Annotated in this window: 30 protein-coding genes; 15 read left to right on the top strand and 15 right to left on the bottom strand. The window is 62.6% G+C overall.

Annotated elements, in window-relative coordinates:
* Positions 1-52 precede the first annotated feature (52 nt).
* From AC3EMP_RS16520 to groL, 3 genes are all read left to right on the top strand, one after another.
* On the top strand, positions 53-850 hold the full coding sequence (locus AC3EMP_RS16520) for a class I SAM-dependent methyltransferase (protein ID WP_352710124.1): 798 nt from the start codon (positions 53-55) through the stop codon (positions 848-850).
* Between the two features lie 184 nt (positions 851-1034).
* Positions 1035-1331: a co-chaperone GroES gene (gene groES / locus AC3EMP_RS16515; protein WP_006203049.1), complete on the top strand. Its 297-nt coding sequence runs from the start codon at positions 1035-1037 to the stop codon at positions 1329-1331.
* A gap of 63 nt (positions 1332-1394) precedes the next feature.
* Positions 1395-3050, top strand: a complete 1656-nt coding sequence (groL, locus tag AC3EMP_RS16510) for a chaperonin GroEL (RefSeq protein ID WP_023709705.1) — start codon at positions 1395-1397, stop codon at positions 3048-3050.
* Positions 3051-3121: 71 nt separating this feature from the next.
* On the opposite strand, the gene AC3EMP_RS16505 is transcribed toward groL, so the two are convergent.
* Complete coding sequence (locus tag AC3EMP_RS16505) at positions 3122-3730, bottom strand: TetR/AcrR family transcriptional regulator (RefSeq protein ID WP_023697706.1); 609 nt, start codon at positions 3728-3730, stop codon at positions 3122-3124.
* 102 nt (positions 3731-3832) lie between these two features.
* Between AC3EMP_RS16505 and AC3EMP_RS16500 the strand changes: the two genes are divergently transcribed.
* Genes AC3EMP_RS16500 through AC3EMP_RS16490 form a run of 3 tightly spaced genes read left to right on the top strand, consistent with a single transcriptional unit; the run spans position 3833 to position 5738 of the window.
* Positions 3833-4843, top strand: a complete 1011-nt coding sequence (locus tag AC3EMP_RS16500; protein WP_023697707.1) for a zinc-dependent alcohol dehydrogenase family protein — start codon at positions 3833-3835, stop codon at positions 4841-4843.
* Positions 4844-4884: 41 nt separating this feature from the next.
* A complete protein-coding gene (locus AC3EMP_RS16495) occupies positions 4885-5334 on the top strand; it encodes an OsmC family peroxiredoxin (protein ID WP_023697708.1) in 450 nt (149 codons plus the stop codon).
* A 17-nt stretch (positions 5335-5351) separates the two neighbouring features.
* Positions 5352-5738: a nuclear transport factor 2 family protein gene (locus tag AC3EMP_RS16490; protein WP_023697709.1), complete on the top strand. Its 387-nt coding sequence runs from the start codon at positions 5352-5354 to the stop codon at positions 5736-5738.
* A gap of 71 nt (positions 5739-5809) precedes the next feature.
* Here the strand turns inward: AC3EMP_RS16490 and AC3EMP_RS16485 are convergent, their stop codons facing one another.
* Both AC3EMP_RS16485 and AC3EMP_RS16480 read right to left on the bottom strand, forming a co-directional pair.
* Positions 5810-6325: an OsmC family protein gene (locus AC3EMP_RS16485; protein ID WP_023671510.1), complete on the bottom strand. Its 516-nt coding sequence runs from the start codon at positions 6323-6325 to the stop codon at positions 5810-5812.
* A 56-nt stretch (positions 6326-6381) separates the two neighbouring features.
* On the bottom strand, positions 6382-6807 hold the full coding sequence (locus AC3EMP_RS16480; protein WP_023734267.1) for a GFA family protein: 426 nt from the start codon (positions 6805-6807) through the stop codon (positions 6382-6384).
* A 182-nt stretch (positions 6808-6989) separates the two neighbouring features.
* Here AC3EMP_RS16480 and AC3EMP_RS16475 point away from each other — a divergent pair, with 182 nt between their 5' ends.
* Complete coding sequence (locus AC3EMP_RS16475; RefSeq protein WP_023697711.1) at positions 6990-7982, top strand: AraC family transcriptional regulator; 993 nt, start codon at positions 6990-6992, stop codon at positions 7980-7982.
* A 23-nt stretch (positions 7983-8005) separates the two neighbouring features.
* Here AC3EMP_RS16475 and AC3EMP_RS16470 read toward each other — a convergent pair whose 3' ends face one another.
* The 8 genes from AC3EMP_RS16470 to AC3EMP_RS16435 form a co-directional block, all read right to left on the bottom strand.
* A complete protein-coding gene (locus AC3EMP_RS16470) occupies positions 8006-8617 on the bottom strand; it encodes a LysE family translocator (RefSeq protein WP_023689918.1) in 612 nt (203 codons plus the stop codon).
* A 69-nt stretch (positions 8618-8686) separates the two neighbouring features.
* Positions 8687-9019, bottom strand: a complete 333-nt coding sequence (locus AC3EMP_RS16465) for a YkgJ family cysteine cluster protein (RefSeq protein WP_023671506.1) — start codon at positions 9017-9019, stop codon at positions 8687-8689.
* 52 nt (positions 9020-9071) lie between these two features.
* Entirely contained in the window at positions 9072-9236 is a 165-nt protein-coding gene (locus tag AC3EMP_RS16460; RefSeq protein WP_023671505.1) for a hypothetical protein, read from the bottom strand.
* Between the two features lies 1 nt (position 9237).
* Complete coding sequence (locus AC3EMP_RS16455; RefSeq protein WP_023671504.1) at positions 9238-9645, bottom strand: hypothetical protein; 408 nt, start codon at positions 9643-9645, stop codon at positions 9238-9240.
* Positions 9645-9869 (bottom strand): hypothetical protein, encoded by a 225-nt coding sequence (locus AC3EMP_RS16450; RefSeq protein ID WP_023689917.1) that lies wholly within the window; start codon positions 9867-9869, stop codon positions 9645-9647. Before AC3EMP_RS16450 ends, AC3EMP_RS16455 begins: the two co-directional genes overlap by 1 nt.
* 293 nt (positions 9870-10162) lie before the next feature.
* A complete protein-coding gene (locus AC3EMP_RS16445; protein WP_023671502.1) occupies positions 10163-10372 on the bottom strand; it encodes a cold-shock protein in 210 nt (69 codons plus the stop codon).
* Positions 10373-10833: 461 nt separating this feature from the next.
* Positions 10834-11163, bottom strand: a complete 330-nt coding sequence (locus AC3EMP_RS16440; protein WP_050588150.1) for a YciI family protein — start codon at positions 11161-11163, stop codon at positions 10834-10836.
* A 30-nt stretch (positions 11164-11193) separates the two neighbouring features.
* The gene (locus tag AC3EMP_RS16435) at positions 11194-11847 is read right to left on the bottom strand and encodes a glutathione S-transferase family protein (protein WP_023827237.1); all 654 of its coding nucleotides are present in this window, start codon (positions 11845-11847) and stop codon (positions 11194-11196) included.
* Positions 11848-12018: 171 nt separating this feature from the next.
* Between AC3EMP_RS16435 and AC3EMP_RS16430 the strand changes: the two genes are divergently transcribed.
* Positions 12019-12198: a CsbD family protein gene (locus AC3EMP_RS16430; RefSeq protein WP_023671498.1), complete on the top strand. Its 180-nt coding sequence runs from the start codon at positions 12019-12021 to the stop codon at positions 12196-12198.
* A 50-nt stretch (positions 12199-12248) separates the two neighbouring features.
* Here the strand turns inward: AC3EMP_RS16430 and AC3EMP_RS16425 are convergent, their stop codons facing one another.
* The gene (locus tag AC3EMP_RS16425; protein ID WP_023671497.1) at positions 12249-13373 is read right to left on the bottom strand and encodes a metallophosphoesterase; all 1125 of its coding nucleotides are present in this window, start codon (positions 13371-13373) and stop codon (positions 12249-12251) included.
* A gap of 132 nt (positions 13374-13505) precedes the next feature.
* Here AC3EMP_RS16425 and AC3EMP_RS16420 point away from each other — a divergent pair, with 132 nt between their 5' ends.
* The gene (locus AC3EMP_RS16420; RefSeq protein WP_023671496.1) at positions 13506-14099 is read left to right on the top strand and encodes a hypothetical protein; all 594 of its coding nucleotides are present in this window, start codon (positions 13506-13508) and stop codon (positions 14097-14099) included.
* Positions 14100-14117: 18 nt separating this feature from the next.
* Here AC3EMP_RS16420 and AC3EMP_RS16415 read toward each other — a convergent pair whose 3' ends face one another.
* Positions 14118-14804, bottom strand: a complete 687-nt coding sequence (locus AC3EMP_RS16415) for a TetR/AcrR family transcriptional regulator (RefSeq protein ID WP_023727887.1) — start codon at positions 14802-14804, stop codon at positions 14118-14120.
* 85 nt (positions 14805-14889) lie between these two features.
* Here AC3EMP_RS16415 and AC3EMP_RS16410 point away from each other — a divergent pair, with 85 nt between their 5' ends.
* The 6 genes from AC3EMP_RS16410 to AC3EMP_RS16385 all read left to right on the top strand — a co-directional run bounded on the left by AC3EMP_RS16410 (position 14890) and on the right by AC3EMP_RS16385 (position 20826).
* Complete coding sequence (locus tag AC3EMP_RS16410) at positions 14890-15651, top strand: NIPSNAP family protein (RefSeq protein WP_023727886.1); 762 nt, start codon at positions 14890-14892, stop codon at positions 15649-15651.
* Between the two features lie 127 nt (positions 15652-15778).
* A complete protein-coding gene (locus AC3EMP_RS16405) occupies positions 15779-16540 on the top strand; it encodes an SDR family NAD(P)-dependent oxidoreductase (protein ID WP_023727885.1) in 762 nt (253 codons plus the stop codon).
* A gap of 4 nt (positions 16541-16544) precedes the next feature.
* Complete coding sequence (locus AC3EMP_RS16400) at positions 16545-17630, top strand: glycosyltransferase family 10 domain-containing protein (RefSeq protein WP_245260232.1); 1086 nt, start codon at positions 16545-16547, stop codon at positions 17628-17630.
* 576 nt (positions 17631-18206) lie between these two features.
* Complete coding sequence (gene fumC / locus AC3EMP_RS16395; RefSeq protein ID WP_023712733.1) at positions 18207-19604, top strand: class II fumarate hydratase; 1398 nt, start codon at positions 18207-18209, stop codon at positions 19602-19604.
* 254 nt (positions 19605-19858) lie between these two features.
* Complete coding sequence (locus tag AC3EMP_RS16390; protein WP_023694684.1) at positions 19859-20281, top strand: DoxX family protein; 423 nt, start codon at positions 19859-19861, stop codon at positions 20279-20281.
* Between the two features lie 137 nt (positions 20282-20418).
* Positions 20419-20826 carry a DoxX family protein gene (locus AC3EMP_RS16385; RefSeq protein ID WP_023712732.1) on the top strand — a complete coding sequence of 136 codons (408 nt, stop codon included), beginning with the start codon at positions 20419-20421 and terminating at the stop codon, positions 20824-20826.
* Positions 20827-21087: 261 nt separating this feature from the next.
* On the opposite strand, the gene ppx is transcribed toward AC3EMP_RS16385, so the two are convergent.
* Both ppx and AC3EMP_RS16375 read right to left on the bottom strand, forming a co-directional pair.
* Positions 21088-22620 carry an exopolyphosphatase gene (gene ppx / locus AC3EMP_RS16380; protein WP_023697723.1) on the bottom strand — a complete coding sequence of 511 codons (1533 nt, stop codon included), beginning with the start codon at positions 22618-22620 and terminating at the stop codon, positions 21088-21090.
* Positions 22620-24812 (bottom strand): RNA degradosome polyphosphate kinase, encoded by a 2193-nt coding sequence (locus tag AC3EMP_RS16375; RefSeq protein WP_023700662.1) that lies wholly within the window; start codon positions 24810-24812, stop codon positions 22620-22622. Before AC3EMP_RS16375 ends, ppx begins: the two co-directional genes overlap by 1 nt.
* Positions 24813-24883: the final 71 nt, after the last annotated feature.

Genomic DNA, 24883 nt, shown 5'->3' with positions numbered 1-24883 from the left:
CAACCAACAGCCTGGAAGGAAATATGTCCAGCCTTTCCCCAAACCGTTCCGCATGACTGAGCATTGGGACGCAATTCGCCGTCATTGGCGGCTTCTCGGGTCGCCGCTGTGTCCACCCCCGGAAGCTGTCGCCGCCTATGAGCGCGAACTTAGCCTGCAATCAGTCGATGTGGTGCTGCTCGGGGTCACGCCGGAGCTTGCCGGCCTCGGAAGGACCATGCTCGCGATCGACGAGTCCACTGCCATGATATCGGGCATCTGGCCGGGCGATACCGCCTCACGCAAGGCGGTGATCGGCAACTGGCTGGAGTTGCCGCTGGGCGACGAAAGCGCCGGGGCGGTGATCGGCGACGGCTGTCTGTCGGCGCTGGACTCCTCGGTTGCACGGCAGGCGCTGCTTGCCGAGATCGCGCGTGTGCTGAAGTCCGATGGGCGGGCTGCATTGCGCGCCTATGCAAGCCCTCAGGTGCCGGACGATCTGCAGGAGGTCCGGGCGCTGACGCTGTCCGGTGGTGTCGCGACCTTCCACGAACTCAAATGGCGCATTGCCATGGCTTGTGCCGGCGGCGATCCCGACCGCGCCATTCCGGTGCGGGCGATCCTCGACGCCTTCGATGCGCTGTTTGCCGACCGGGAGGCCCTTGCCGCGACGACCGGATGGGAGATGCCGGTCATCGGCACCATCGATGTCTATGCGAATTCGCAGACTGTCTACAGTTTCGCCCCGGCGGCGACGCTGGTCGAAGAGGCGAGCCGGTTTTTCGGCCGTGTCCGCCTCGCACCGACAGGGGGTTATGGGCTGGCGGAACGATGCCCGCTTCTGGTGCTTGAATCGCCGCGGCGCCGGTAGGGTCTGCCGTCGGATCGCGGCACGGCTCCAATTGGCACAATTGTGCTCACCGTTCGCCTTGACTCTCGAAAGCCACGCGCTTATTTCAGCGCACGTTAGCACTCTCCCCAGGTGAGTGCTAACGCACATCCGGCACCGCCGGATCGAGGAACAGCTCTCACCGTTCTCATTCGAGGAAGAAAAAATGGCAAAGTCGAAGTTCCGCCCGCTTCATGACCGCGTGGTCGTACGCCGGGTCGAATCCGAATCCAAGACCGCCGGCGGGATCATCATCCCGGATACGGCAAAGGAAAAGCCGCAGGAAGGCGAGATCATCGCCGTCGGCTCCGGCGCTCGCGACGAAGCCGGCAAGCTGGTCCCGCTGGACGTCAAGGCCGGCGACCGCATCCTGTTCGGCAAGTGGTCGGGCACCGAAGTCAAGCTCAATGGCGAAGACCTTCTGATCATGAAGGAATCCGACATTATGGGCATCATCGGCTGATCATCGGCCTCACCGTCAACTAAATTCGGGCTTGATCGCAAGCCCCCTGCCAGGAGCTAAAAAATGGCTGCTAAAGACGTAAAATTCTCCCGCGACGCCCGCGAGCGCATGCTGCGCGGCGTCAACATCCTCGCCGACGCAGTGAAGGTCACGCTCGGCCCCAAAGGCCGCAACGTCGTCATCGACAAGTCGTTCGGCGCACCGCGCATCACCAAGGACGGCGTCACCGTCGCCAAGGAAATCGAGCTTGAAGACAAGTTCGAAAACATGGGCGCGCAGATGGTCCGCGAAGTTGCTTCGAAGACCAACGACATCGCCGGCGACGGCACCACGACCGCGACCGTTCTGGCGCAGTCGATCGTCCAGGAAGGCCACAAGGCCGTTGCCGCCGGCATGAACCCGATGGATCTGAAGCGCGGCATCGATCTGGCCGTCACCGAAGTCGTTGCGGCTCTCGGCAAGGCTGCCAAGAAGATCAAGACCTCCGAGGAAGTTGCCCAGGTCGGCACGATCTCGGCCAATGGCGACGAGTCGGTCGGCGCCATGATCGCCGAAGCGATGCAGAAGGTCGGCAATGAAGGCGTCATCACGGTTGAGGAAGCCAAGACCGCCGAGACCGAGCTGGAAGTCGTCGAAGGCATGCAGTTCGACCGCGGCTATCTCTCGCCCTACTTCGTCACCAACGCCGACAAGATGGTTGCCGAGCTCGAGGACGTCTACATCCTCCTGCACGAGAAGAAGCTGTCCAACCTCCAGGCCATGCTGCCGGTTCTCGAAGCCGTCGTGCAGACCTCCAAGCCGCTTCTTATCATCTCGGAAGACGTCGAAGGCGAGGCTCTGGCCACGCTGGTCGTCAACAAGCTGCGTGGCGGCCTGAAGATCGCCGCCGTCAAGGCGCCGGGCTTCGGTGATCGCCGCAAGGCCATGCTGGAAGACATCGCCATCCTGACCGGTGGCCAGGTCATCTCGGAAGACCTCGGCATCAAGCTCGAGAACGTCGGCCTCAACATGCTCGGCCGCGCCAAGAAGGTGTCGATCTCCAAGGAGAACACCACCATCGTCGACGGCGCCGGCAAGAAGGCCGAGATCCAGGGCCGCGTTGCCCAGATCAAGCAGCAGATCGAAGAGACCACGTCGGACTACGACAAGGAGAAGCTGCAGGAACGTCTGGCGAAGCTCGCCGGCGGCGTTGCGGTGATCCGTGTCGGCGGCGCGACGGAAGTCGAAGTCAAGGAAAAGAAGGACCGCGTCGATGACGCCCTCAACGCGACCCGCGCGGCCGTGGAAGAAGGCATCGTTGCAGGCGGCGGCGTCGCACTGCTGCGCGCTTCGGCCAACATCAAGGTCACCGGCGTCAATGCCGACCAGGCTGCCGGCATCAACATCGTTCGTCGTGCACTGCAGGCTCCGGCCCGTCAGATCGCTTCGAACGCAGGTGCTGAAGCTTCGATCGTTGCCGGCAAGATCCTCGACAACAAGGGCGCGACCTACGGCTACAACGCCCAGACCGGCGAGTATGGCGACATGATCGCCATGGGCATCGTCGACCCGGTCAAGGTCGTTCGCACCGCTCTCCAGGACGCGGCTTCGGTCGCCGGCCTGCTCGTCACCACCGAAGCCATGATCGCGGAGGCCCCCAAGAAGGAGTCTGCTGGCGGCGGCATGCCTGGCGGCATGGGCGGCGGCGGCATGGGCGGCATGGGCGGCATGGATTTCTAATCCAAGCTATCTGGCTTATGCATACGGAAAGGGCGCCGAGAGGCGCCCTTTTTGTTTTGGAAAGCGGATGGTTAGGCGGCGCTGTCCGCCTGCCGCGCAACCTTGCCTGCAAGCACCGCCTGCTCGACAAGCGCCGCGACCTCGTCGGCCACCACCAGCACCGGGCCACGATCGCGGGTGGCCCTCGCAATCACCATCAGCCCTTCCAGCGAGGATTCGACCAGCAGTGCCAGGGCATGCGCCCGGCGTTCGGGCACTCCTGCCCTGACAAAGGCCTGTCGCAGCAAGCCGATCCATTGCTCGAAAGCCGATCGGCAGAGTTCCGCCAGTTCCGGCACATCGGTGGGTGAATCCAGCACCACCGGCGCGATGGGGCAACCCAGCGAAAAATCATTGTCCTCCAGCATGCGCCCGACCGACTGGTAGATGTGATGGACGGCCACTGCAGGATCGCTCTCGGCTGCCAGTGCTTCGCCCAGCCTTTTCGTGACGTCGGCAACGCTGTTGCGCGTCACCTCGATGACCAGTTGGTCCTTGCCGCCTGGGAAATGAAAATAGAGCGAGCCGCGCGGCGCCCCGCTGGCGCCCAGAATGTCGTTGAGCGAGGTGCCGTGATAGCCGCGCTGCCTGAGCAACAGGCCTGTGGTCTCGAGTATGCGGGTGCGGGTGTCGTTGGCCATGTCAACCTCTGTCAGCAGTGACGCATTATAGGCCTTGCCAAGAATATGACAATCGGTCTATATAATATGTGGATCAGTCTATATACTATTAAGGAGAGTGACATGCGCAGCTACCGTCTCGAAGGGTTTGGTGGAACCGAATCCCTGGCGATGCGCGACGAGGCGCGGACGGAACCGAAACCGCATGAGATCGTGGTGCGAGTCCGCGCCGCCTCGCTCAATCGGCGCGACACGATGATCCTTGGCGGCACCTATCCCTTGCCGGCGCGGCAAGGCATCGTGCCGCTGAGCGACGGAGCCGGTGACGTCGTCGCAATCGGCGATGCCGTCACCCGTTTTGCCGTCGGCGACCGCGTCACCGGCAGCTACTTCGCCCGCTGGATCGATGGCCGCATCAATGCCGGTCTGATCGACCAGCTCGGCTGTACGCTTGACGGCATGCTGACTGAGTTTGCCGTGCTCGACGAACAATGGGCGGCGCGACTGCCCGATCATCTGAGCTGGCACGAAGCGGCGACGCTGACCTGCGCCGGCGTGACGGCCTGGAACGCGGTGACCGGGACCCGGATTCCGAAGCCTGGTCAATGGGTTCTCACCATCGGTTCGGGTGGCGTTTCGCTGTTTGCTCTGCAGTTCGCCAAGTTGCTCGGCTGCCGGGTTGTCGCCATCACATCGCGCGCGGAGAAGGCCGACAGGCTGCGGGCGCTGGGCGCCGACCTCGTTGTCTCCAGCACCGACATACCGGAATGGGGCGGCTGGGCGCGCGAGCAGACAGGCGGAGTCGACCTCGTCGTCGAAACCGGCGGCCCGGCCACCTTCGCGCAGTCGCTGATTGCCAGCACGCTTTATGGACACATCGTGCTGCTGACGCTGCAGGACGCCAGTGGCAGATCGATCGAGATGCCGGCAGCGCTTTATCAGCGCAGCCTCGCCACCATCAGCCGCCTGTTCGTCGGCAGCCGCAGCAATCTTGAGGCCATGCTGCGCGCCGTGTCGCAGCATCGCCTCAAGCCCGTTGTCGACAGGGTCTTCCCCTTTGCCGAAGCCCCCGAAGCGTACCGCCACTTCCAGCAGGGCGACGTGTTCGGGAAGGTTGTCATCGACTGCGCCTGACCCAATTGCCCGCTTTTCAACCCCGAATCAGGAGAACGACCATGACCATCCGTGAAGCTTCCGCAGAATGGCAAGGCACGCTGAAGGAAGGCGGCGGCCGTCTGCGGCTTGGCAGCGGCGTCTTCGAAGGCGCCTATTCCTTTCCGTCGCGGTTCGAGGACGGTCCGGGCACCAATCCCGAAGAGCTGATCGGGGCAGCACATGCCGGCTGCTTCTCGATGGCGCTGACCTTCATCCTCGGCCAGGAAGGCCACGTCGCCCGCACCATCCGCACCGTCGCCAAGGTGCATCTCGGCGCGACCGCCGCCGGGCCGACGATCACCCGCATCGAGCTCGAAACGGAAGCAGAGATTCCCGGCCTTCAGCCTGCCGAATTCCAGCGTATGGCGGAGACGGCGAAGACGACCTGCCTTGTCTCTCGCGCTTTGGCCGGCGTTACAACCATCACCCTCAAGGCCGAGCTGGCCGCCACCACTGCCACGGAACAATGAAAACCAGGAGGTATGAGATGAGCCAGGACAGCATCACGAGCATTCATCCGGGCGACCACTCTAGCCAGACGGCCGAGATCATGCGTCGCTTCAACGATGTGTTCCAGTTGCACGATCCGTCCGCGCTTGCCGAGTTGGTGGCGCAGGATTGCGTTATCGAAAACACCGTGCCGGCGCCGGACGGCGCCCGCCATGCCGGCAAAGAGGCATGCATTGACCTATGGTCGGCGATCGCCACCCAGCCCGGCACGCGCTTCGACCTCGAGGAAACCTTCGTCGCCGGTGAACGGGCGACGATCCGCTGGCGCTACTTCATGGCCGACGGCAACTCCATCCGCGGCGTCAACCTGATGCGTGTCGCGGACGAGCTGATCGTCGAGGCGATGGGTTACGTCAAAGGATAGAAGCGTTGCCCGGCACTCCCGTTCCCAGCCCGGAATCTCGCTCAAGTCGAGTTTCCGGGCCGGTTTTCTGGTCACTGGATGACGCGGTGCAGCTTCACCGTGGTGCTGGGACTGTTCTGGATGGTCTGGAAGATCACGCAATAGCGATCCGTGAGTTCGAGCAGTTGGTCGAGCTGACTTTGGGGAGCGTCGGTGTCGATGTCGAAGCGCAAGCGGATTTCCTTGAAGCCGACTGGAACACCCGCAGTCACGCCGAGCGTGCCGCGAAGATCGACGTCACCTTCCGCGGAAACTTCGGCGGACCTGATCGGAATTTCGAGCACGGCCGCCGCCGCGCGCATCGAGACACCGGCGCATGCGATCAGCGCCTCCAGCAGCATGTCGCCGGAGCACAGTTCCTGGCCGCTGCCCCCGGCCATCGGATGAATGCCGGCAAGCGCCAGCCCGCGTCCGGTCTCGACCTTGCAGGTCACGGTGGACGCGTCGGCGACGCCTTTGGCCTTCAAGGTGAGGAACGCGGCCTTCGCATCCCTGCGATAGAGATCCTTGATCGGCTCCTGCGTGGCGCGAAATGTTGCGATTTCCATGAACAATCTCCTGTCTTGAATTGTCGTTGTCAAAAATGGCGAGCAGTGGCCGGGCCTTATTCCGGCACCGCGATGCCGGAGCCGCCGAGCTCAGCCGGAAAGTCCCTGAGCTTGGGCAGCCCATCCTTCATCGGCAGCACGGTCTCAGCGTAGTTGACGTGAACCCCAGGCGTGAATTTCACGCCTGGTATGGTTGCCGCATAGACATCGACCAGGCCGAGCGGCGGATGAACGGTCATCAGATGACCACCGCATTTCGTGCAGAACTGGCGATCGCTCATTTCGGTCTTCTCGAACCCGGACAGGAACTCCGCGCCCCTGGTGACCTTGACGTTCTGAGGCTTCCACAGCGTGAAGGCGTTCACGGGAGACGCCGACCACGATCGACACGAACCGCAATGGCAATAGCCCATTGCCTCGGCGGCTCCGTGCACTTCGATTTCCACGGCGCCGCAAAAACACCCGCCCTTATGTACCGTCATGACATTTGTCCCTGGTTGGTTTCGACAGCACTCAGCGCCCTCTCTCGGCAGCGCTTGAGCACCGGTGCAGGTTTAGGAGTTCTGGCCGCGAACTGAATGATACGGCGTCCGCCTCGCTTGACAGCGCGTCCGGAACTCGAAAGGGATGGCTGACCGGCTAGCCGGGTGCGGGACGAAACGGAATGGCCGGGGATGCTCTGTCTGATCTGTTGAGGACGGTACGCCTTACCGGCGCGACGTTTTTTGACATTGAGGGCCACGAGCCGTGGGCCGTCTGCTCGCCGGCGCCATCGTCCATCCTGCCGAAGATCCTGCCCGGTGCGGACCATCTGATCTCCTACCATGTGGTAACGGCCGGTCGCTGCTTCGCGCGCATCGTCGGCCAGGAAGCGATCGCGCTGGAGGCCGGCGAAGTCGTCGTCTTCACCAGGAGCGACCCGCATATTATGTCCAGCAATCCGGCGCTGCGCGCCGATCCGCCGACAGCCGACGTTCTCGACATCGCAACAGCCGGCCGGATGCCGTTTTACATCAACTGCGCCGGCGACGGCGCGACCTCGGCCAGGCTGGTTTGCGGCTATCTCGCCTGTGATGCACAGCCTTTCAATCCACTGCTCGAGGCTTTGCCGCCGGTGATCAAGGCCGGAGCTGCCAAAGGCGATGGCGGCTGGCTCAGCCAGTTCATCAACCTGGCTGTCACGGAGGTGGCGCAAAAGCGCGCAGGCAGTGAAACGGTGCTCACCAAACTGAGCGAACTGATGTTTGTCGACGTGTTGCGCCGTTACTTGGAATCGCTGCCGCCACAAACCACGGGATGGCTGGCTGGCCTGCGCGATCCGCACCTGGCGAGGGCACTGGCGCTGATCCACGACCGGCCGGCGCATAACTGGACGGTGGAGGCGCTGGCGAAGGACTCCGCGCTGTCGCGCAGCGTGCTCGCCGAACGCTTCACCAGGCTGGTCGGCATGCCGCCAATGCATTATCTCGCCAAATGGCGCATGCAGATCGCCTCGGAGCTGCTCAGCGCCGGCTCCAGCAACATGGCCAGCATCGCCGCTGAAATCGGATACGAATCCGAGGCAGCGTTCAGCCGCGCCTTCAAGAAGATGATCGGCCTTCCGCCCTCCGCCTGGCGTCTAGGCATCCGGACCGGATCCGGAACCGACGAAGAGTAGGCCGATGCCTGCCAGATCCTGTTCTATCGATCAGCAAGCGCCAGCTTGGCCCCAAGCATGACAAAGGCGCCGGCGAAGGTGCGGCGCATCCAGGTCAGCACCATCGGCCGCGACACGACATGGCTCCGGATCGAGGCGGCAAAGATGCCGTAAGCGACGAAGACGACGAAGGTCAGCAGCATGAAGACGCTCGAGAGCTCCAGCATCTTGGCAAATGCGTTCGGTTCGGTCGTGCTGACGAATTGCGGCAGGAAGGCAAAGAAGAAGATCGACAGCTTCGGGTTCAGGATGTTGATCAGGATGCCGGAGGTGATGACCTTGGCTGCCGAGCGGGGTGCCGCGTTTTCATCGACGCTCAGGCCGCCCTTCTCCTTCAGCGTGTTCCAGGCCATGTAGAGGAGATAGGCGACGCCGAGATATTTCAGCGTCTCGAAGGCGACAGCACTTGTGTGCAGCAGCGCCGCCAGGCCGGTGATGGCGGCGGCCATATGCGGGATGATGCCAAGCGTGCAGCCGAATGCAGCAGTGATCGAGGCGCGCGCGCCTCGCGAAAGCCCGGCGCTCAGCGTGTAGAGAACGCCGGTGCCGGGCGAAGCCACGACGATCAGCGACGTCAACAGGAATTCGATGCTCATGGTTCCTCCAACGCCCTGCCCGTGGTGGAAGCTATCGGGGGATGTGGGATGAGGCAAGGTGGGCGTCGGCTAGATCGTTGGCATCCCGTGCGCCTTGCGCGCCATCAGGCAATCGTCGCCGCCAGGCATGCAGGCGTGGCAGACGTCCGGGCGGATCTCGTAGATGCCGCAGGCTGTGTGCTTGCCGATCTCGCCCGTAAGCGCCGAACAGCGCACGCCCTCGCAGCGCATCCCGGACAGGTCGGCGGACACGAACTTTTCCGGAATCCGGTCAAGTTGCGCATCGTCCTCGGTCGAGAAGCGCGGCCATTCGGCCGAGTAGGAACAGCAGGCGCCGCAGCTCTGGCAATCGAAAACCGGCTGGTCGTCCTGTTTTGACGACCGGATATCCCTGGCGGCCAACGCGACCAGCCCAGGTGCTGCGAGATTGCGATCGGCTTGGTGCGGCAAGGCGCTATTTCTTCTTGCCTGCCTTGCCCTTGGGCGTGGCGGCTGGCGCCTCGAACAGATCGGTTGCCGACGGTTCGGCGGCCTTCGGCGCGGCAGCGGGCTTGGCCTGCTTTGCAGTGGCAGCAGCCGGCGCTGCCGGCTGGTCCTTGGTGGAAAACTTTATGGCCATGTCAGTCCTCGTCGGAAAAGCGGGATGATGGTGCGCGCGGATTGCGCAAGCGGCCGATCAGCGCCGAGACCGCTGTGATGTTCATTTCCTCGGGCGACCAGTTCCTCGCCTCGGCAATGTGGTGCGCCGCCAGTTCGCGATGCGTGCTGCCGCTATAGGCGGCATCCTGGTAGGTCACGCGCTCCTGGGTCTTTTTGTCCTCGCGGACATATTCGACCAGATAGTTCGGGGCTTCGGCACGGCCGCGCACGCCGACGCGCACCTGGGCATCGCCATGCGCGCGCTTGCAGCGCTCGAGCTTTTCCAGCACACGGCGGACATATTCGACCGGCTTGTCCAGGCCCGGGACCATGGACGCTATGGTCGCATCGGCATCGATCGGCGTGGGCGGTACGCGCTTGGTGGCCATCAGCGTTTGCCTGCCCGCTTTGGCAGCGCCGCAAGGACTGCGGCCGCTGCCATGTCGTCGGCTTCCTTTTCCTTGCGCAGTTCGCGCAAGCGCGCGGTCTTGGCTTCGCGCGCCTCGCTGACGGCATCACGCTCGGACAGGATGCGGTTGAGTGACATCGACTGGGTTTGCGTCTTGCTGAACAGCGAGCCGGCCTGGTCGGCGGTCTTGGATTGAGTGGTCAAAACTTTCTCCTGTCGGGAGCCTGGTGCCGATAGAGCGAGAGCGGTCTTCGATTACGACCAAAGCAATACGGCAGCGGGGCAGTATGGGCGGTTCAGATTGCTGGAGCGTCCCTTAGCACGTTCCGGCCGGCGTGCGGCGCACTTTTAGCGGCACGACGCACAAAATGAAAAAGGCCAGGCACCGCCTGACCTTCCATGAAAGCGCCGCGCATCCAGTTGGATGCGCAAGGCGCTCCTTTCAGCCTTTCATCGGTGCCAGTACATCCGTGGTCACCGGAAGGCCGAATTCCTTATCAGGCCGCCTTCAACTGGTCGGCGGACATCTTGCCCGACTTGTTGTCGCGGGTCATCTCGTAGCCGAGCTTCTGACCCTCGACGATGTCACGCATGCCGGCGCGCTCTACGGCCGAGATGTGGACAAAAACGTCGGCGGAGCCGTCGTCAGGCTGAATAAAACCAAAACCTTTGGTGGCGTTGAACCATTTCACTGTGCCGGTGGCCATGAAGAACCCTTTCCCTGGCAAACATTCGTTCACCATCGTGCGACTGCACAACAGCGTTTTGTCTCGATTTTTGATGGGGAAGTTCGTCAAAGGCGCGCATCATGCGCGGATAACAAAAGTCGGTCAAACAAATATCGACATGTTTCTTATAGACTTCTTTTAGCGCCCAGTCAATTTCTGGTTTGGCCGGAGCCCAAATTCAACCTGAGGGTGCCTGAGGCATAAGCCTCAACTGACGAGGTGGCGGAGCGCAAGGCGTTCCAAAAAATATTCCACGCCCCGGAACCAATCGCAAGCCGGCGCATTTCCGTGATGTCAGCAATTCAGAGAACAATCTCGGTAATGCTGGCAAAAGAACGCCTCCCGCACATTAAACGGTGCGAGAGGCGTTCTTGTATGTGCCGTTGTCTGACACAATTCCCAAGTGGAAAACCGTTTCACATCCATAAACTTACGCTCGCCTACAGGATCGCGCTGATCAGCGGCAGGATCTCGTAGTGGAAACCGCGGCCGAAGCTCGACACCGGATCGCCGTCGGTGACCGCTCTTGCCTCGGCTTCGCTGCCGACACGCAGGATCAGCAGACCCCAAGGGCCGGCCGGGTCGGCGACCGGCCCGGCCAGGATCATGGTGCCCTCGGCAAGCTTGCCGCGCAGATAGTCGGCATGCCGGCCCATCAACTCCCTCTCCTCCTCCGTCAGGGTGAAGGCGAAGTCCGGCCGAGGCGGGATCAGCCGGCAGTGGAAGATTGTTGGCGCGGTAGTCTCACGCGGTCCATCATTGCTGGCCATCGGTCACTCACCGTGATGTCACTAGTGGTCCTATTCGTCCGGGCCGGGTTCCGGCCAAGTCTCCTTCGCCGCTTCCGCGTACCAGTGCCGCATCGCCGGCGTTGCCAACACGGCGTCGACATAGGCGCGCGTGTCGGGCGCGAGTTCGCCGCCATAGGTGTCGAAGCGGGTGACGACAGGTGCATACATGGCATCGGCCGCGGTGAAATGACCGAACAGGAAGGGGCCGCCCTTGCCGTATTGTTCCCGGCACTGGCGCCAGATCGTTTCGATGCGCGCGCGCTGCATTTCGCCTTCGGCGTCGAGCGGCTTGTGGGCCTTCGGCCGGCGCAAATTCATCGGCCAGCCATAGCGCACCTCGCGAAAGCCGGAATGCATCTCGGTCGCCACCGAGCGAGCCAAGGCGCGGGCGCCGATATCCTGCGGCCAAAGTTTTTTCTCAGGAAACAGGTCGGCCAGATATTCAAGGATGGCAAGGGTTTCCCAGACGATCCTGCCATTGTGATTCAACACTGGCACAAGGCCGGTCGGCGACACTTTCGCCAGATTGGCAAAAGTCTCGGGCGTGCGCAGGCGCACGAAACCTTCCTCGAACGGGATCTCCAGATGCTTCATCGCCACCCATGGCCTCAGCGACCAGGACGAAAAGCACTTGTTGGCGATGATGAGCGTAAATTCAGCCAAGGCGGTCTCCCCAAAATTTCGACACACTAGTCACACGATACGACGCGGCAAAGCGTTTCGGCGACCATATAAGCGACCAGATGCGACGATGATCGCCGCCCAGGGAACCTAAGCCAAGCCGGCCCGTTTGCCTCCTGCGAATGAATCCCCGGAATCCCAGGAGATGCAAAGATGGTGAACAAGGATCAGGTTGCCGGCGTGGCCAAGCAGGTCAAGGGCTCGGTCAAGGAGGCCGGCGGCAAGGCGACCGGCAACAGGCAGACCCAGGCCGAAGGCACGGCCGACAAGACCGCCGGCAAGGTGCAGAAGGTCTATGGCGACGTGAAGGACAAGATCAAAAAGGCGCTCTGACCCGATCTTGCAGGCAATGAGGAAGGCGGCTCAAGGCCGCCTTTTTCTTGTCAGAGGCTGAGGCTCTTGCTGAAGGCGCTGGTGAACTTGACCCCGCCCCGGTCGCCCGCCGCCTCGCCCAGCACCACGTCCATGCCGTCCCCGGTTACCCTCACCAGCGCGAAGCCACCCATATAGGCAGCCTTCGGCTTGAACAGGTCGAGGCCATCGCTTTTGTAGATCATAGGCACTTCGTGCTGATGGCCATGGAAGATGGCGATGACATTGTAGCCCTTCAGCGCCGCCAGCAGCGCCTGGCGGTCGGCCTCGCTCCACCAATGCGGCGCGCCTGCGCCGTCATCGTCATAGGTGCGCTTGGCCGGGTCCCAGCGCTCGACCGAGAAAGTGTCCCAGCCATAGTGCTGGAACAGGATGACGGGACGGCCATCCGCAGCGTAGGTCGTCAGATCCTGCTTCAGCCACGGCAGGCTGCTCACCGCGCCGTGGCCGGTGTCGCCGGCAAACCGGTGGGTCTGGACGAGATGCAGGCCGCCCCAGTCCCAGGAATAGCAGTCGGTGTCGACATCGTATTCGGTGGCCGGCACCGGGGGCTTGAAGAACACGCCGGGGCGATGGTTGACCTCGACATAGTCGCGCAATTCGCGCCGGTACCAGTCGACGTGCGGCGGCGAGCCGTTCTGGTCGAGATCGTGATTGCCGAGGCCGACATAGACCGGCATGTGCACGCGATCGGGACCGACGCCCTGTTGATAGCGCTGGCTGAACTGCAACAGTTGCGTGCCTTCGCTGGGCTCGGTGATCTGGCCGCCGCCATCGTCGGTGATGTCGCCGCCGACAACGAGGCCGAGCGGCGCATCGATGCGGCCGCCGGCCGAACGCAGGCGGGTTGCAACGCCATCGATCTCGACTGGCCATTGCCGGCCGGCCAAGCCATTGAGGACAGCGACATTGCGCAACAGCGCGGCATCGGTCTTGCCTTCCTCCAGGCAGTTGGGGCTGAGGCCGCTCGACATGCGGCAGGCATGGACATCGGCGATGAACAGAAAGGTGGCGTCGATGGGCTGGATGCGCTTGCCGGTCTGGCCAAGCGCGGCGCGCGGCAGCATGCCAGCCATGGCAAGGCCGGCTGCCTGTGCGAGGAAATTGCGACGGGAGAGGACGAGCTTGCGATTCATGACCTGAAATTCAGCACAGCCGGCGCCCCACCGTCCAGTTGCCAGGAATTGGCAGGTCGACACGGCACTGAGGCTCTGGCATTTCTTGGGTCATGCTGGCGCGCAGCAAATACAAGCAGAGGGGAGGATTTCATGAGAGCCGTTTCGATAGGCGTGGTGCTGGCTGGGTTGCTGCCGGCGGCTGCGGTGCATGCCGCCGATTGTGTCGACGCAAAATCGGCCAAGGCCGGCTTCGTTCTGGAAATGCCCGGCGTCCGCAGCGAGTTTCGGCCGGTGGCCGGCGGCATGGTCTCCGTTGCCAACACCTACGAATCGCAATCGCCGCAGACACAGTTCCTGTTTGCCGGCCTGGTCGAAGTGTTTCGCGACAGCGATACCGGACGGGTGGCGACGATCCCGTTTTCCGATCTGCGAAAACTGTTTCCGCTGAAGACGGGAGCCAAGAGCACGATCGAATTCGTCGAGTTGTCGCCGAACAAGCAGCCGAAGAGCACCAAGACACTGAGCCTGGTCGTCAAGGGCAAGGAGACGTTCAGCGTCGGCGGCTGCAAATACAACGTGCTGGCGGTCACGGAGACCTTCAAGAACGGCGCCGGCGAAACGCTGGACACATTCACCGCGCTTTATGCTCCCGATCTGCAAGCGTCTCTCGCCCGGCGTTACGACGAAGGGACCAGCGCGGAATCGGTGAACGGTTACGAGACGATCAAGCCGCTTTCCAACTAGAACAGCGCAGTTCCGGCCTCAAGGTTTTCCCGGCCGCAGCAGGATCCTGCGACGCCGCTTCGCTCTGCTCGGGAATGGCGGCGTTGAGCTGCGCTGAAGTTCGGCCAGGCAATCGCGCAGCACGCTGGCATCCTGTGCCGCCTTGGCCATCGACATGGCGCCGGAATAGGCGGCGATGGCGAGTGCCGCAAAGCGCTCGGGGTCGGTGCCCTGCTCCCTCCCCGACTGCTGGTCGGCTCGCACCTTGTCGGCAACCGCCTGACGCCATCCGGCAAAGATATCGTCCAGAGCGGCGCGGAAATCCGGGTCAGCGAGCGACAGTTCATGCGCCAGATTGTTGAGCGGACAGCCGCGCACGAAGCCTTGCTGCTCAAGCTCGGTCGCCACCGCCTCGAACACCGCGCGCACGCCTTCGCGCGCCGAGCCTGCCGCCCGTACAGGGTTGATCCAGGTTTCATCGAGGGCCGCTGCCACGCGCTCCTCGATCACCGCCAGAGCGAGCGCCTTCTTCGTCGGGAAATGATGATGCAGCGCGCCGCCGCTGACGCCTGCGGTCGTCATCAGCTCGCCAAGGGCGGATGCATGATAGCCACGCGCCTGGAACGACGCTTCGGCGATATCGAGCACCTTGTTGCGCAGCCCTTCGGGATCGTTGGTGCGTTTTCGCGGCGGCCCTTTCGGAGCCCGAGCAATCTCTGCTGACATTTGCCAACGATAGCAGATTGACAAAACAGGACAACCGGTCTGTTTTATAAACCGGATGATCATCCTGTTTTTTGGAGACGACACAATGACCGTACCCCTGAATGCGCCTGCGGCGGCAAAACTGCTCGCTTCGCCTGTCGTCGAGTTGCGGCAGTACACGCTGAAGCCGGGCCGGCGCGAGACGCTGATCGACATCTTCGACAGTCGGTTCATCGAAGGCCAGGAACACGCCGGCATGACCATCATCGGACAGTTCCGCGACCTCGACCGCCCCGACATGTTCGTCTGGCTGCGCGGCTTCGATGGCATGGAAGCGCGGAAGCAGGCGCTCACCGCCTTCTATGACGGGCCGGTGTGGACGGCGCACCGCGACGCCGCCAATGCGACGATGATCGATTCCGACGATGTACTGCTCTTGAAGCCGGCATGGCCAGGCGCCGGCTTCGATCTGTCAGGCTCGCAGCGAGGCGCCATGCCGGCGGATGGAAAGCCAAGCGCAGACAATGGCTTGACCGGTGTTGTTGTCATCCAGATTCATCATCTGCGGTCTGGCGCCGAAGCCGATTTCGCCGGCAATTTCGAAACGGATGCCGTTCCGGTCCTTATCGGCGCTGGCGGACGGTTGCTTGGCGCCTTCATCACCGAGCACGCTGAAAACAGTTTTCCCCGCCTGCCGGTGCGCTTGAGCGAAAACGTCTTTATCGCGGTGACGGGTTTCGACAGTCCCGAGGCGCATGCCAGTTACGAAGCCGCAGTTGCCGCTTCGCCCCAATGGCAAGCGGCCGATGTGACGTGGCGGACCGAAACCTTGCGCCTGACGCCGACGTCGCAGTCGCTGCTGCGGTAACCGGATCGGCACGCGGCCAACCGAAGTTCATACTGAGCGATAGGCCGGCGGCTTGACCGCCCTCGCCGATCGGCATTGCTTCGTGACGCGGGCAACAGCGAGAGCATTCGATGCGACTTGGCCTTCAATGAGACTTTCTGGCAAGCGAGCACTGGTGACCGGCGGCTCGGACGGCATCGGCCTGGCCATATCGGAAGCTTTCTTGCGCGAGGGCGCCGACGTGCTGATCATCGGCCGCGACACCAGCAAGCTCGAGACCGCCCGCGAGACACTTGCGGCGGCGGGCAACGTCGGCACCCAGTCGGCCGATCTCTCGACCTCTTCCGGCATCGATGCCGTGGTCGATCGCGCGAAAGCAACCGGCCCGCTCGACATCCTCGTCAACAATGCCGGCGTCGCTTATCTGGTGCCTTTCGAGACCGTCACCGAGCACCAATTCCAGCAATCCTTCGCGCTCAATGTGACGGCGGCGTTCTTCCTTACCCAGCGGCTGCTGCCGCATCTCGGCGCCAACGCCTCCGTCATCAACATCTCGTCCTACTTCGCCGACAAGATGATCCCGAAGCGGCCGTCGAGCCTGTATTCCTTGTCCAAGGGCGCGCTGAATTCGCTGACCAAGTCGCTGGCCTTCGAGCTTGGTCCGCGCGGCATCAGGGTCAATGCGATTGCGCCCGGCACGGTCGACACCGCCATGCGGCGCAAGTCGATCGACAACCTGCCGGCGGCAGCGCAAGCCGAGCTGAAAACCTATGTCGAGCGCAGCTACCCGCTCGGCCGCATCGGCCAGACCAGCGATCTTGCCGGCATCGCCGTCTATCTGGCCAGCGACGAGGCGGCGTGGACCAGCGGCGGCATTTTCGCGATCGATGGCGGGTATACGGCGGGGTGACCGTTTGGACGGCCCTCGGCCTCGAACAAGCGGAGCACTTGACCAAACTTCCGATACCGCGTCTGTCTGCAGATTGAGCAATGCTTCAGACATTCGTGGTGCCATGCCGTCTATCGATCCACTGATCCTCTTCTACACAACGTTCTTCAGCAAACCCGTCGATATCGCGTCGATACAGTGCGAAATGCCCGGGCGGTGGACACTGGACAAACGACGGATTTCCGAGGCCGCGGCAGTCGTCTTCCATATTCCGAACTTTCGCGAAGTTGGCGATGCCTACAAATACCCTGGTCAATATTGGGTCGCCTGGTCGATGGAATGCGGCCAAAACTACAAGCGACTTGCCGACCCCAAATTCATGCGGCACTTCGATATCATCATGACGCATGAATCCCGGTCCGATGTCTGGGTACCCTACCTTCCGCGTGCGGTGTGGTGGAAAGATGCGCTGGCCAGACCAATCGTGCCGAAAACGGAAGAAGCGCCGGTCGCACTCTTCCAGTCGGCCGGCCTGAATTATAGCGGCCGTGTCGATTTGGCGAACGAACTGGCGCGCCACATCAAGATCGATTCTTATGGCCGATATCGCCACAACCGATCGGTCTCTGGCCCCGATCTGGGCTCGAAGACCAAGATCGAAACCATTGCGCGGCACAAATTCTGCCTGGCCATGGAGAACTCGATCGAGGCCGACTATGTCACCGAGAAAATCTATGACGCGTTCATGGCGGGCACGGTGCCGATCTACCTTGGCGCTCCCAATGTGGACGAGTTCGTTCCGGAGCACTCCTTTATTGACGCCAGTGCCTTCGCCAGCGCCAGCGATCTTGCAGCCTATCTCCAGCACCTGATCGCAACGCCGCAAGACTACGAGGCTTATTTCGACTGGCGCTCAAAGCCATTGCCCGACAATCTCGTCAAACGGGTGCAATCATTGGAAACACCCGCGTTCTGCAGACTGATGAGCGTCGTGCGCCAGCGTCTGGAGGCGCGGACAAGCACGCCTTCCGGACGGCGAACACTTCCGTTCGGCTATAGATCCTATCTCAGGACAAAGCTGCGCCGTTGGAGGAAAAAGGTTCCGAGCTGACGGTCCGCGATCAGGCGCGTTTCAGCAAAATACGGAGGACAAAGAGCGTCACTTGCGACGTCGAGACGGCTTCGACCTTGCCGCCATGCATCTTGGAAAACTCCGAGGCCATGTGGAGGCGCTCCCAGGGTGGACTTGAAATTCTCGGCTTCGCGATCCGAAGCTCGATCCGGATGCGATGCCGGATTTTGGACGGAAACTGAACAGAAGGACAAGTGCATAAGCTACCTCATCGCTGCTGTTGCCAGTGAGACGCCGGCACGGATGGTAGTTTGTGTGGCAGCGTCGCTCGTAGGTAGACGTGAATTGCGCATTGCTGATCCTGGGGGAAGTTTGCGTAGAGCAATCCGCCAGCTCGACATGATCTCATCGAGCTAAATCCGCAAGTTTCCGTCCACTTTATGGGATCAAGCCGCACTGAGGAGCAATTTCCTTCACACGAAAGTGGAGGGTGCAGGATTCCGAAGGGCGGCGCTACTGCTTCAACCGATTTACTGCCTGCCGGCCGCAATCTCTGCTTGAAGGCCATTGTGCAACGCGATACGCCGTTGCCGAATTCGATCGTCGGAGAGACAAGTGACCGCTGCCAGGACCAGAACCGAAACCGACACGTTCGGCCCCATCGAGGTTGCCGCCGACCGTTACTGGGGCGCGCAGGCGCAGCGTTCCCTCGGCAATTTCAGGATAGGCTGGGAAAAGCAGCCGGCCTCGATCGTGCGTGCGCTCGGCATCGTCAAGCGAGCGGCGGCGGAAGCCAATATGGAGTTGAAGCGGCTCGATCCGGCAGTCGGCAAGGCGATCATCGAGGCGGCGCAAGAGGTGATCGACGGCAAGCTGAACGATCATTTCCCGCTGGTCGTCTGGCAGACCGGCTCGGGCACGCAGTCCAACATGAACGCCAACGAGGTGATCTCCAACCGGGCCATCGAACTTCTGGGCGGCGTCATGGGCTCGAAGAAGCCGGTGCACCCTAACGACCACGTCAATATGAGCCAGTCGTCGAACGACACCTACCCGACAGCCATGCACATCGCGTGCGCCGAGCGCATCGTGCACGATCTGCTGCCGGCGCTGAAGCATCTGCACGCTGCGCTCGAGGTCAAGACGAAGGCCTTCGCCCACATCATCAAGATCGGCCGCACCCATACGCAGGACGCGACACCCCTCACGCTGGGCCAGGAATTTTCCGGCTACGCCGCGCAGGTGGCCTCTTCGATCAAGCGCATCGAGATGACGCTGCCCGGCCTGCAGGAACTGGCGCAGGGCGGCACCGCCGTCGGCACCGGCCTCAACGCGCCGGTCGGCTTTGCGGAAAAGGTGGCGGCGCGCATCGCCGACATTACCGGCATTGCCTTCGTCACCGCGCCGAACAAGTTCGAGGCGCTCGCCGCGCACGATTCCATGGTGTTCTCGCATGGCGCCATCAACGCGGCGGCCGCCGCCCTCTTCAAGATCGCCAACGACATCCGCTTCCTCGGCTCCGGCCCGCGCTCGGGCCTCGGCGAACTGTCGCTGCCGGAAAACGAGCCGGGTTCCTCGATCATGCCGGGCAAGGTCAACCCGACCCAATGCGAGGCTCTGACGCAGGTCTGCGTGCAGGTGTTCGGCAACAACGCCTCGCTGACCTTCGCCGGCAGCCAGGGCCATTTCGAGCTCAACGTCTACAACCCGCTGATGGCCTACAACTTCCTGCAGTCGGTGCAGTTGTTGGCCGACGCCTCGATCTCCTTCACCGACAATTGCGTCGTCGGCATCGAGGCTCGCGAAGACAACATCAAAGCCGCGCTCGACCGCTCGCTGATGCTGGTGACCGCGCTGGCGCCGACGATCGGGTACGACAATGCCGCCAAGATCGCCAAGACCGCGCACAAGAAGGGCACCACCTTGCGCGAGGAAGCACTGGCCACTGGGCTGGTCAGCGAGGCAGACTACGACCGGCTGGTGCGGCCGGAGGACATGACGCATCCGGGTTAAGCCATTCCAGGGAAAGTGCCTTGCGTTTCCTCGGGAAGCGCGCAGCCCTCTTCTTGGGGATTGCGTCAACTAGAAATCCGAATTTGTGGCGGGACAATTTGCTCCCGCCGCTGCTGGCCGCGACAAGAATTTTGCGTCGGTCGAACGATCCCGAAATGTACGTCCTGTGAACAATGTGTCGCCGGACTGGCGGCTTTGGTGAACAGTCGGCTTGGTCTATCTGACGGGACATCAACCCTTTTCGGAGAGCCACCATGTCCATCAACACTTCCGCTGCCGGCGCCGGCATCGCGTCCAACAGTTCCACCACCATCCTGCTCGGCCGCATCCTGCTCGCCGCCATCTTCCTGCTTTCCGGCTTCGGCAAGCTCACCGCCATTTCGGGCACCGCCGGCTATTTCGGCGCCATGGGCCTGCCGGTGCCGACCGTAACGGCCATTGTCGTCGGCCTGATCGAATTGCTCGGCGGCCTTGCCGTGCTCGTTGGCTTTCAGACCCGCATCGCCGCCTGGGTGCTCGCGGTCTTCACCATCGCCTCGGCCTTTGTCGCCCATACCGGCTGGGCCGACCAGAACCAGATGATCCATTTCCTGAAGAACGTCGCCATCACCGGCGGTTTCCTGCTGCTGGCTTCCTCGGGCCCTGGCGCCTACTCGATCGATGCCAAGCGCGGCTGAGCTTTCCCTTCCCAAGCCTGAAAAAGCGGCGTGGAATTTTCCACGCCGCTTTTTCGTTGTCTGCCCAAGCGCACGCTCGTCCCATCCCTGCTAGGATCGGTCTCGAAACAGCCGGCGGACAGACAACGGAGATCACCATGCCCCGCGATGCATTGCTTCTGATTTCCCGGCTGCTGCTCGCCGCCCTGCTCGTTCCCTCCGGCTACCACGCGCTCGCCGACATTGCCGGGACGACCGGCTATTTCGCCGGCCTCGGCATGCCATTGCCGACGCTTGCCGCCTGGGGCACCGGGCTGTTCGAGTTGATTGCCGGTCTCTTGATACTGGTCGGCTTTCAGACGCCGGTCGTTGCGATACTTCTTGCCGCTTTCTGCATCGTTGCAGGCTCCATCGGCCACTACGGCCAGGGCGGCGATGACCCGATGCTCACCTTCCTGCACCAGCAGATGCTGATGAAGGATATTGCTATCGCCGGTGGATTCCTGGCGCTAGCCATGGCCGGCGCCGGGGCCTGGTCGATCGACGGGCGCCGCGCCGCGGTCTGACATCGTCAAATATCGTCCCGGATGAACCATCGATGCCCGAGGCAGGTCGACCCCCACTCCGTCTCGGCTTCGCCGAGCCACCTCTCCCCCGATCGACGGGGTAGAGGAAGGGCGCGAGCCTATTGCCGCCAACGCTTTCCAACGAGGCTCCCTTCCTTTCCCTCCGGAGGGGAAGGTGGCGCTGCGAAGCAGCGACGGACTGAGGAAGCCGGTCCTCGAACGCGAGTTCGACGACGACATGGTTTTGCTGTCAGGCCGCGCCTACTTCACCGACACGCTCTGCCCACCCTCGACCGCCAGCACCAGCCGGCGGTTGGTGATCCGCGCCAGTTGCGCCAGCCGTCCGGCCGGGCGTTCGCCGTAAAGATCGGAAAGTGAGGCCGGCAGCACCAGCGCCAACGTGCCATTGCCGCGGTTTTCCCATTTCAGCCGCGGCATGACGCCGGGCATGGCCGCAGTCAGCAGATAGACGACGCGCAGCACCGCCGCCAGGATGCGGGCGCGCTCGAGATAGCGCGGCGTCGCCAGGCCGCGGATTTCCGGCGCCGCATCGTTGAACACGCCTTCGTGGCGGAACAGGCCGACCAGCGCCAGGAAGGCACGGCCGGGGTGATCGACGCCAATGAAGGAGGCGTGGGCAATGATGTTGAGCGACTGCTTGCCGCGATATTCCGGGTGTGCGCGCCAGCCTATATCGGCCAGCAGACAGGCAGCGTGGCGATAGCGCGCCTCATCCTCCGTCTCGTCGATGCCGAAGGCGGCAAAGGTCTTGTCCGTCCATTCGACAAGCTCATGCGCATGGGTGACCGAGCGCGACCGCAGCCGCGCCAGTTCCTCCGAAGCGGAGACCAGCGGATCGGCCTTCTGCTCGGCAGGGTCGAGCAGCGAATAGAGAAACCCTTCGCGCACGCCCAATGCCGAGACGATGATCTTCGACGGCTGCATCGCCGCCATGATCTCCTGCAGCACGACCGCGCCATAGGGCAGCAGCGAACGGCGGTTCTTCGACACACCTTCGATGCCCTTGACCTTCTCGATCTCGCCTTTCGCCACCTGCTTCAGGAAATTGGCGGCGCTTTCGACACCGATCTCATAGTGGTGCATGACGCCAAGCGGGTAGTTGGTCATTTCCATGTGCAGCCGGGCAAGGTTTCGCCAGGTGCCGCCAACGGCGTAAAAGGGCCGTCCCAGCCCGCCCTTCAACAATTTGGCGCGCGCCAGTTCGTCGCGGGTGATCTTTGCCGCCTGGGCGAGCGAATTCCTGGCCATGTCCTGCAGCCGCAGGCCACCCAGCGGCAGCGTGATGCCGTCGCCGATCGCCTCGCCATTGATGTCGATAAGCTCCAGGCTGCCGCCGCCAAGATCGCCGGCAATGCCATTGGCGGGGTGGAAGCCCGAAATGACGCCAAGCGCTGAATAATGCGCCTCCTGCCGGCCAGTGAGCACGCGGATCTCGGTCTTGAGCACATCCTGGGCGCGGTGGATGAAGTCGGGTCCGTTGATCGCTTCGCGGGCCGCGGCCGTTGCCAGCACAAACATGTGCTCCGCACCCGCCTGGTCGGAGAGCGCGCGGAAACGGCGGAACTCCTCCATCGAGCGCGTCACCGCCTCGGGATCGAGCTTGCCGGTCGAAACGATGCCGCGGCCGAGACCGGCCAGCATCTTTTCGTTAAACAGCAAGGTAGGCGAGCGCGCCAGCCCTTCATAGACGACAAGGCGGATCGAGTTCGAGCCGATGTCGATGATGGACAGCGGCCGGCGATCCTGCAGCCGGCCTTGGGACGTTGAAATCATCAGCCGGTGTTCTTCTTGCGACGCTTGAACTGCGCGATGCGCTTGGGCGCATGCGACTTCAGCGCGTCACCCCGTCCCGACAGGCTCGGATTGGTCATGAAATATTCCTGCGCGTTGAACGGTTCCTCACCCTCCTCCAGCACGACGCGCCGGGAGGTTCCGTCAGCCAATACGTCGAAACTTTGCTGGTTGTCCATGATGTTGCCCAGCATGATCTGGCCAAGGATCTGTTCATGCACCGTCGGATTGGTGATCGGCACCATAGTCTCGACGCGGCGGTCGAGATTGCGTGGCATCAAGTCGGCCGAGGCGATGTAGACGATCGCCTCGTCCGACGGCAGGCCATGGCCGTTGCCGAAGCAGTAGATGCGGCTGTGTTCGAGGAAGCGGCCGACGATCGACTTGACCCTGATGTTTTCCGACAGGCCGGGCACCTGCGGCCGCAGGCAGCAGATGCCCCGCACGACGAGATCGATCTCGACGCCGGCACGGCTGGCGTCATAGAGCGCGTCGATGATGTTGGGATCGACGAGCGCGTTCATCTTCATCCAGATGCGCGCCGGACGGCCAGCCAGCGCGTAGGCGACCTCGTCGGCAATGTGCTTGAGGATACGGCTGCGCAGCGTAAACGGCGAGATGGCGATCCGCATCTCATCGGTCGGCTCGGCATAGCCGGTGATGAAGTTGAACAGCTGGGCGACATCGCGCGCGATCGTCGGATCGGTGGTGAAGAAGGACAGGTCGGTGTAGATGCGCGCGGTCACCGGATGGTAGTTGCCGGTGCCGAGATGCACATAGTTGCGCAGCTTGCCGTCCTCGCGCCGCACTACTAGCGACATTTTCGCATGGGTTTTGAGTTCGAGGAAGCCGAACACGACCTGAACGCCGGCGCGTTCGAGGTCGCGCGCCCAGCGGATGTTGGCTTCCTCGTCGAAGCGCGCCTTGAGCTCGACCAGGGCGGTTACCGACTTGCCGGCCTCGGCCGCGTCGACCAAGGCGCGCACGATCGGGCTGTCGTTGGAGGTGCGGTAGAGCGTCTGCTTGATCGCCACCACCTCGGGGTCGGCCATCGCCTGGCGCAGGAATTGGACCACCACGTCGAAGGATTCATAGGGGTGGTGGACGACGATGTCCTTCTCGCGGATGGCCGCGAAACAGTCGCCGCCATGCTCGCGGATGCGCTCGGGAAAGCGTGGATTGTAGGGGGTGAACTTCAGGTCGTCGCGTGGCACGGCGACGATCTCGGAAATCTGGCTGAGCGCCAGCGGGCCGGTCAGAACGCTGATGCGGCTCGAAGAGACGCCAAGCTCGCCGGCGACGAACTCGCGCAATTCGCCGGGCATCGACTTGTCGAATTCGATGCGGATGACCGAACCGCGGCGGCGCCGCTTCAGCGCCGTCTCGAACAGGCGCACGAGATCTTCCGACTCTTCCTCGACCTCGATATCGCTGTCCCGGATGATGCGGAAGGTGCCGGAACCCTTGACCTCATAGCCGGGGAACAGCTTGCCGATATAGAGGCCGACAGCCTCCTCCAACGGAATGAAGCGAACGTGCTGCTTGCGGTCGGGCAGACGGATGAAGCGCTTCAGCGCCACCGGCAGGCGCAGAAGCGCGCTCATCTCCTCGCCATTCTTGCGATGGCGCAATTGCAGCGCCATCGAGAAGCCGAGATTGGGAATGAACGGAAACGGATGCGCCGGGTCGATCGACAGTGGAGTCAGCACCGGGAAAACCTGGTCCTGGAAATGGTCTTCCAGCCAGACTTTTTCATCCTTGGTCAGTGCATCGCGGGTGATGCTCTCAATGCCTTCCTTGTTGAGCAGCAACATCAGCGCCGAAAGGCTATTCTGCTGGTCCTCCTGCAGCCGCTCGACCTCGCGCAGCAATTGTTCCAGCTGCTGCTCCGGCGTCCGGCCGTCGGGGCTCTTGAGCGCAATGCCTTCGCGCACCTGGCCCGCAAGGCCGGCGACGCGGACCATGAAGAATTCATCGAGATTGGCGGCCGAAATCGACAGGAAACGGACGCGTTCGAGCAGCGGATGGTGCTCGTTCTGCGATTCCTCGAGCACACGCCGGTTGAACTGCAGCCAGGAGAACTCACGGTTGACGAACCTATCGGGGTTGCCGCCCTCGGGGCTCGCCACCTCGACATTGATGAATTCGCTCTGCACCGGCTTCAGTTCGTTCATGGTTCCTGCTCTTCCCCGCCAACCGTCCCTTGGAGCGCCGCTGGACGTGCCATGCCTCTAACACGCTTTTG

The organism is Mesorhizobium sp. P160219 (assembly GCF_057786095.1).
The sequence above is the reverse complement of the archived record's forward strand: the minus strand, read 5'-3'. Positions and strand labels throughout refer to the sequence as shown.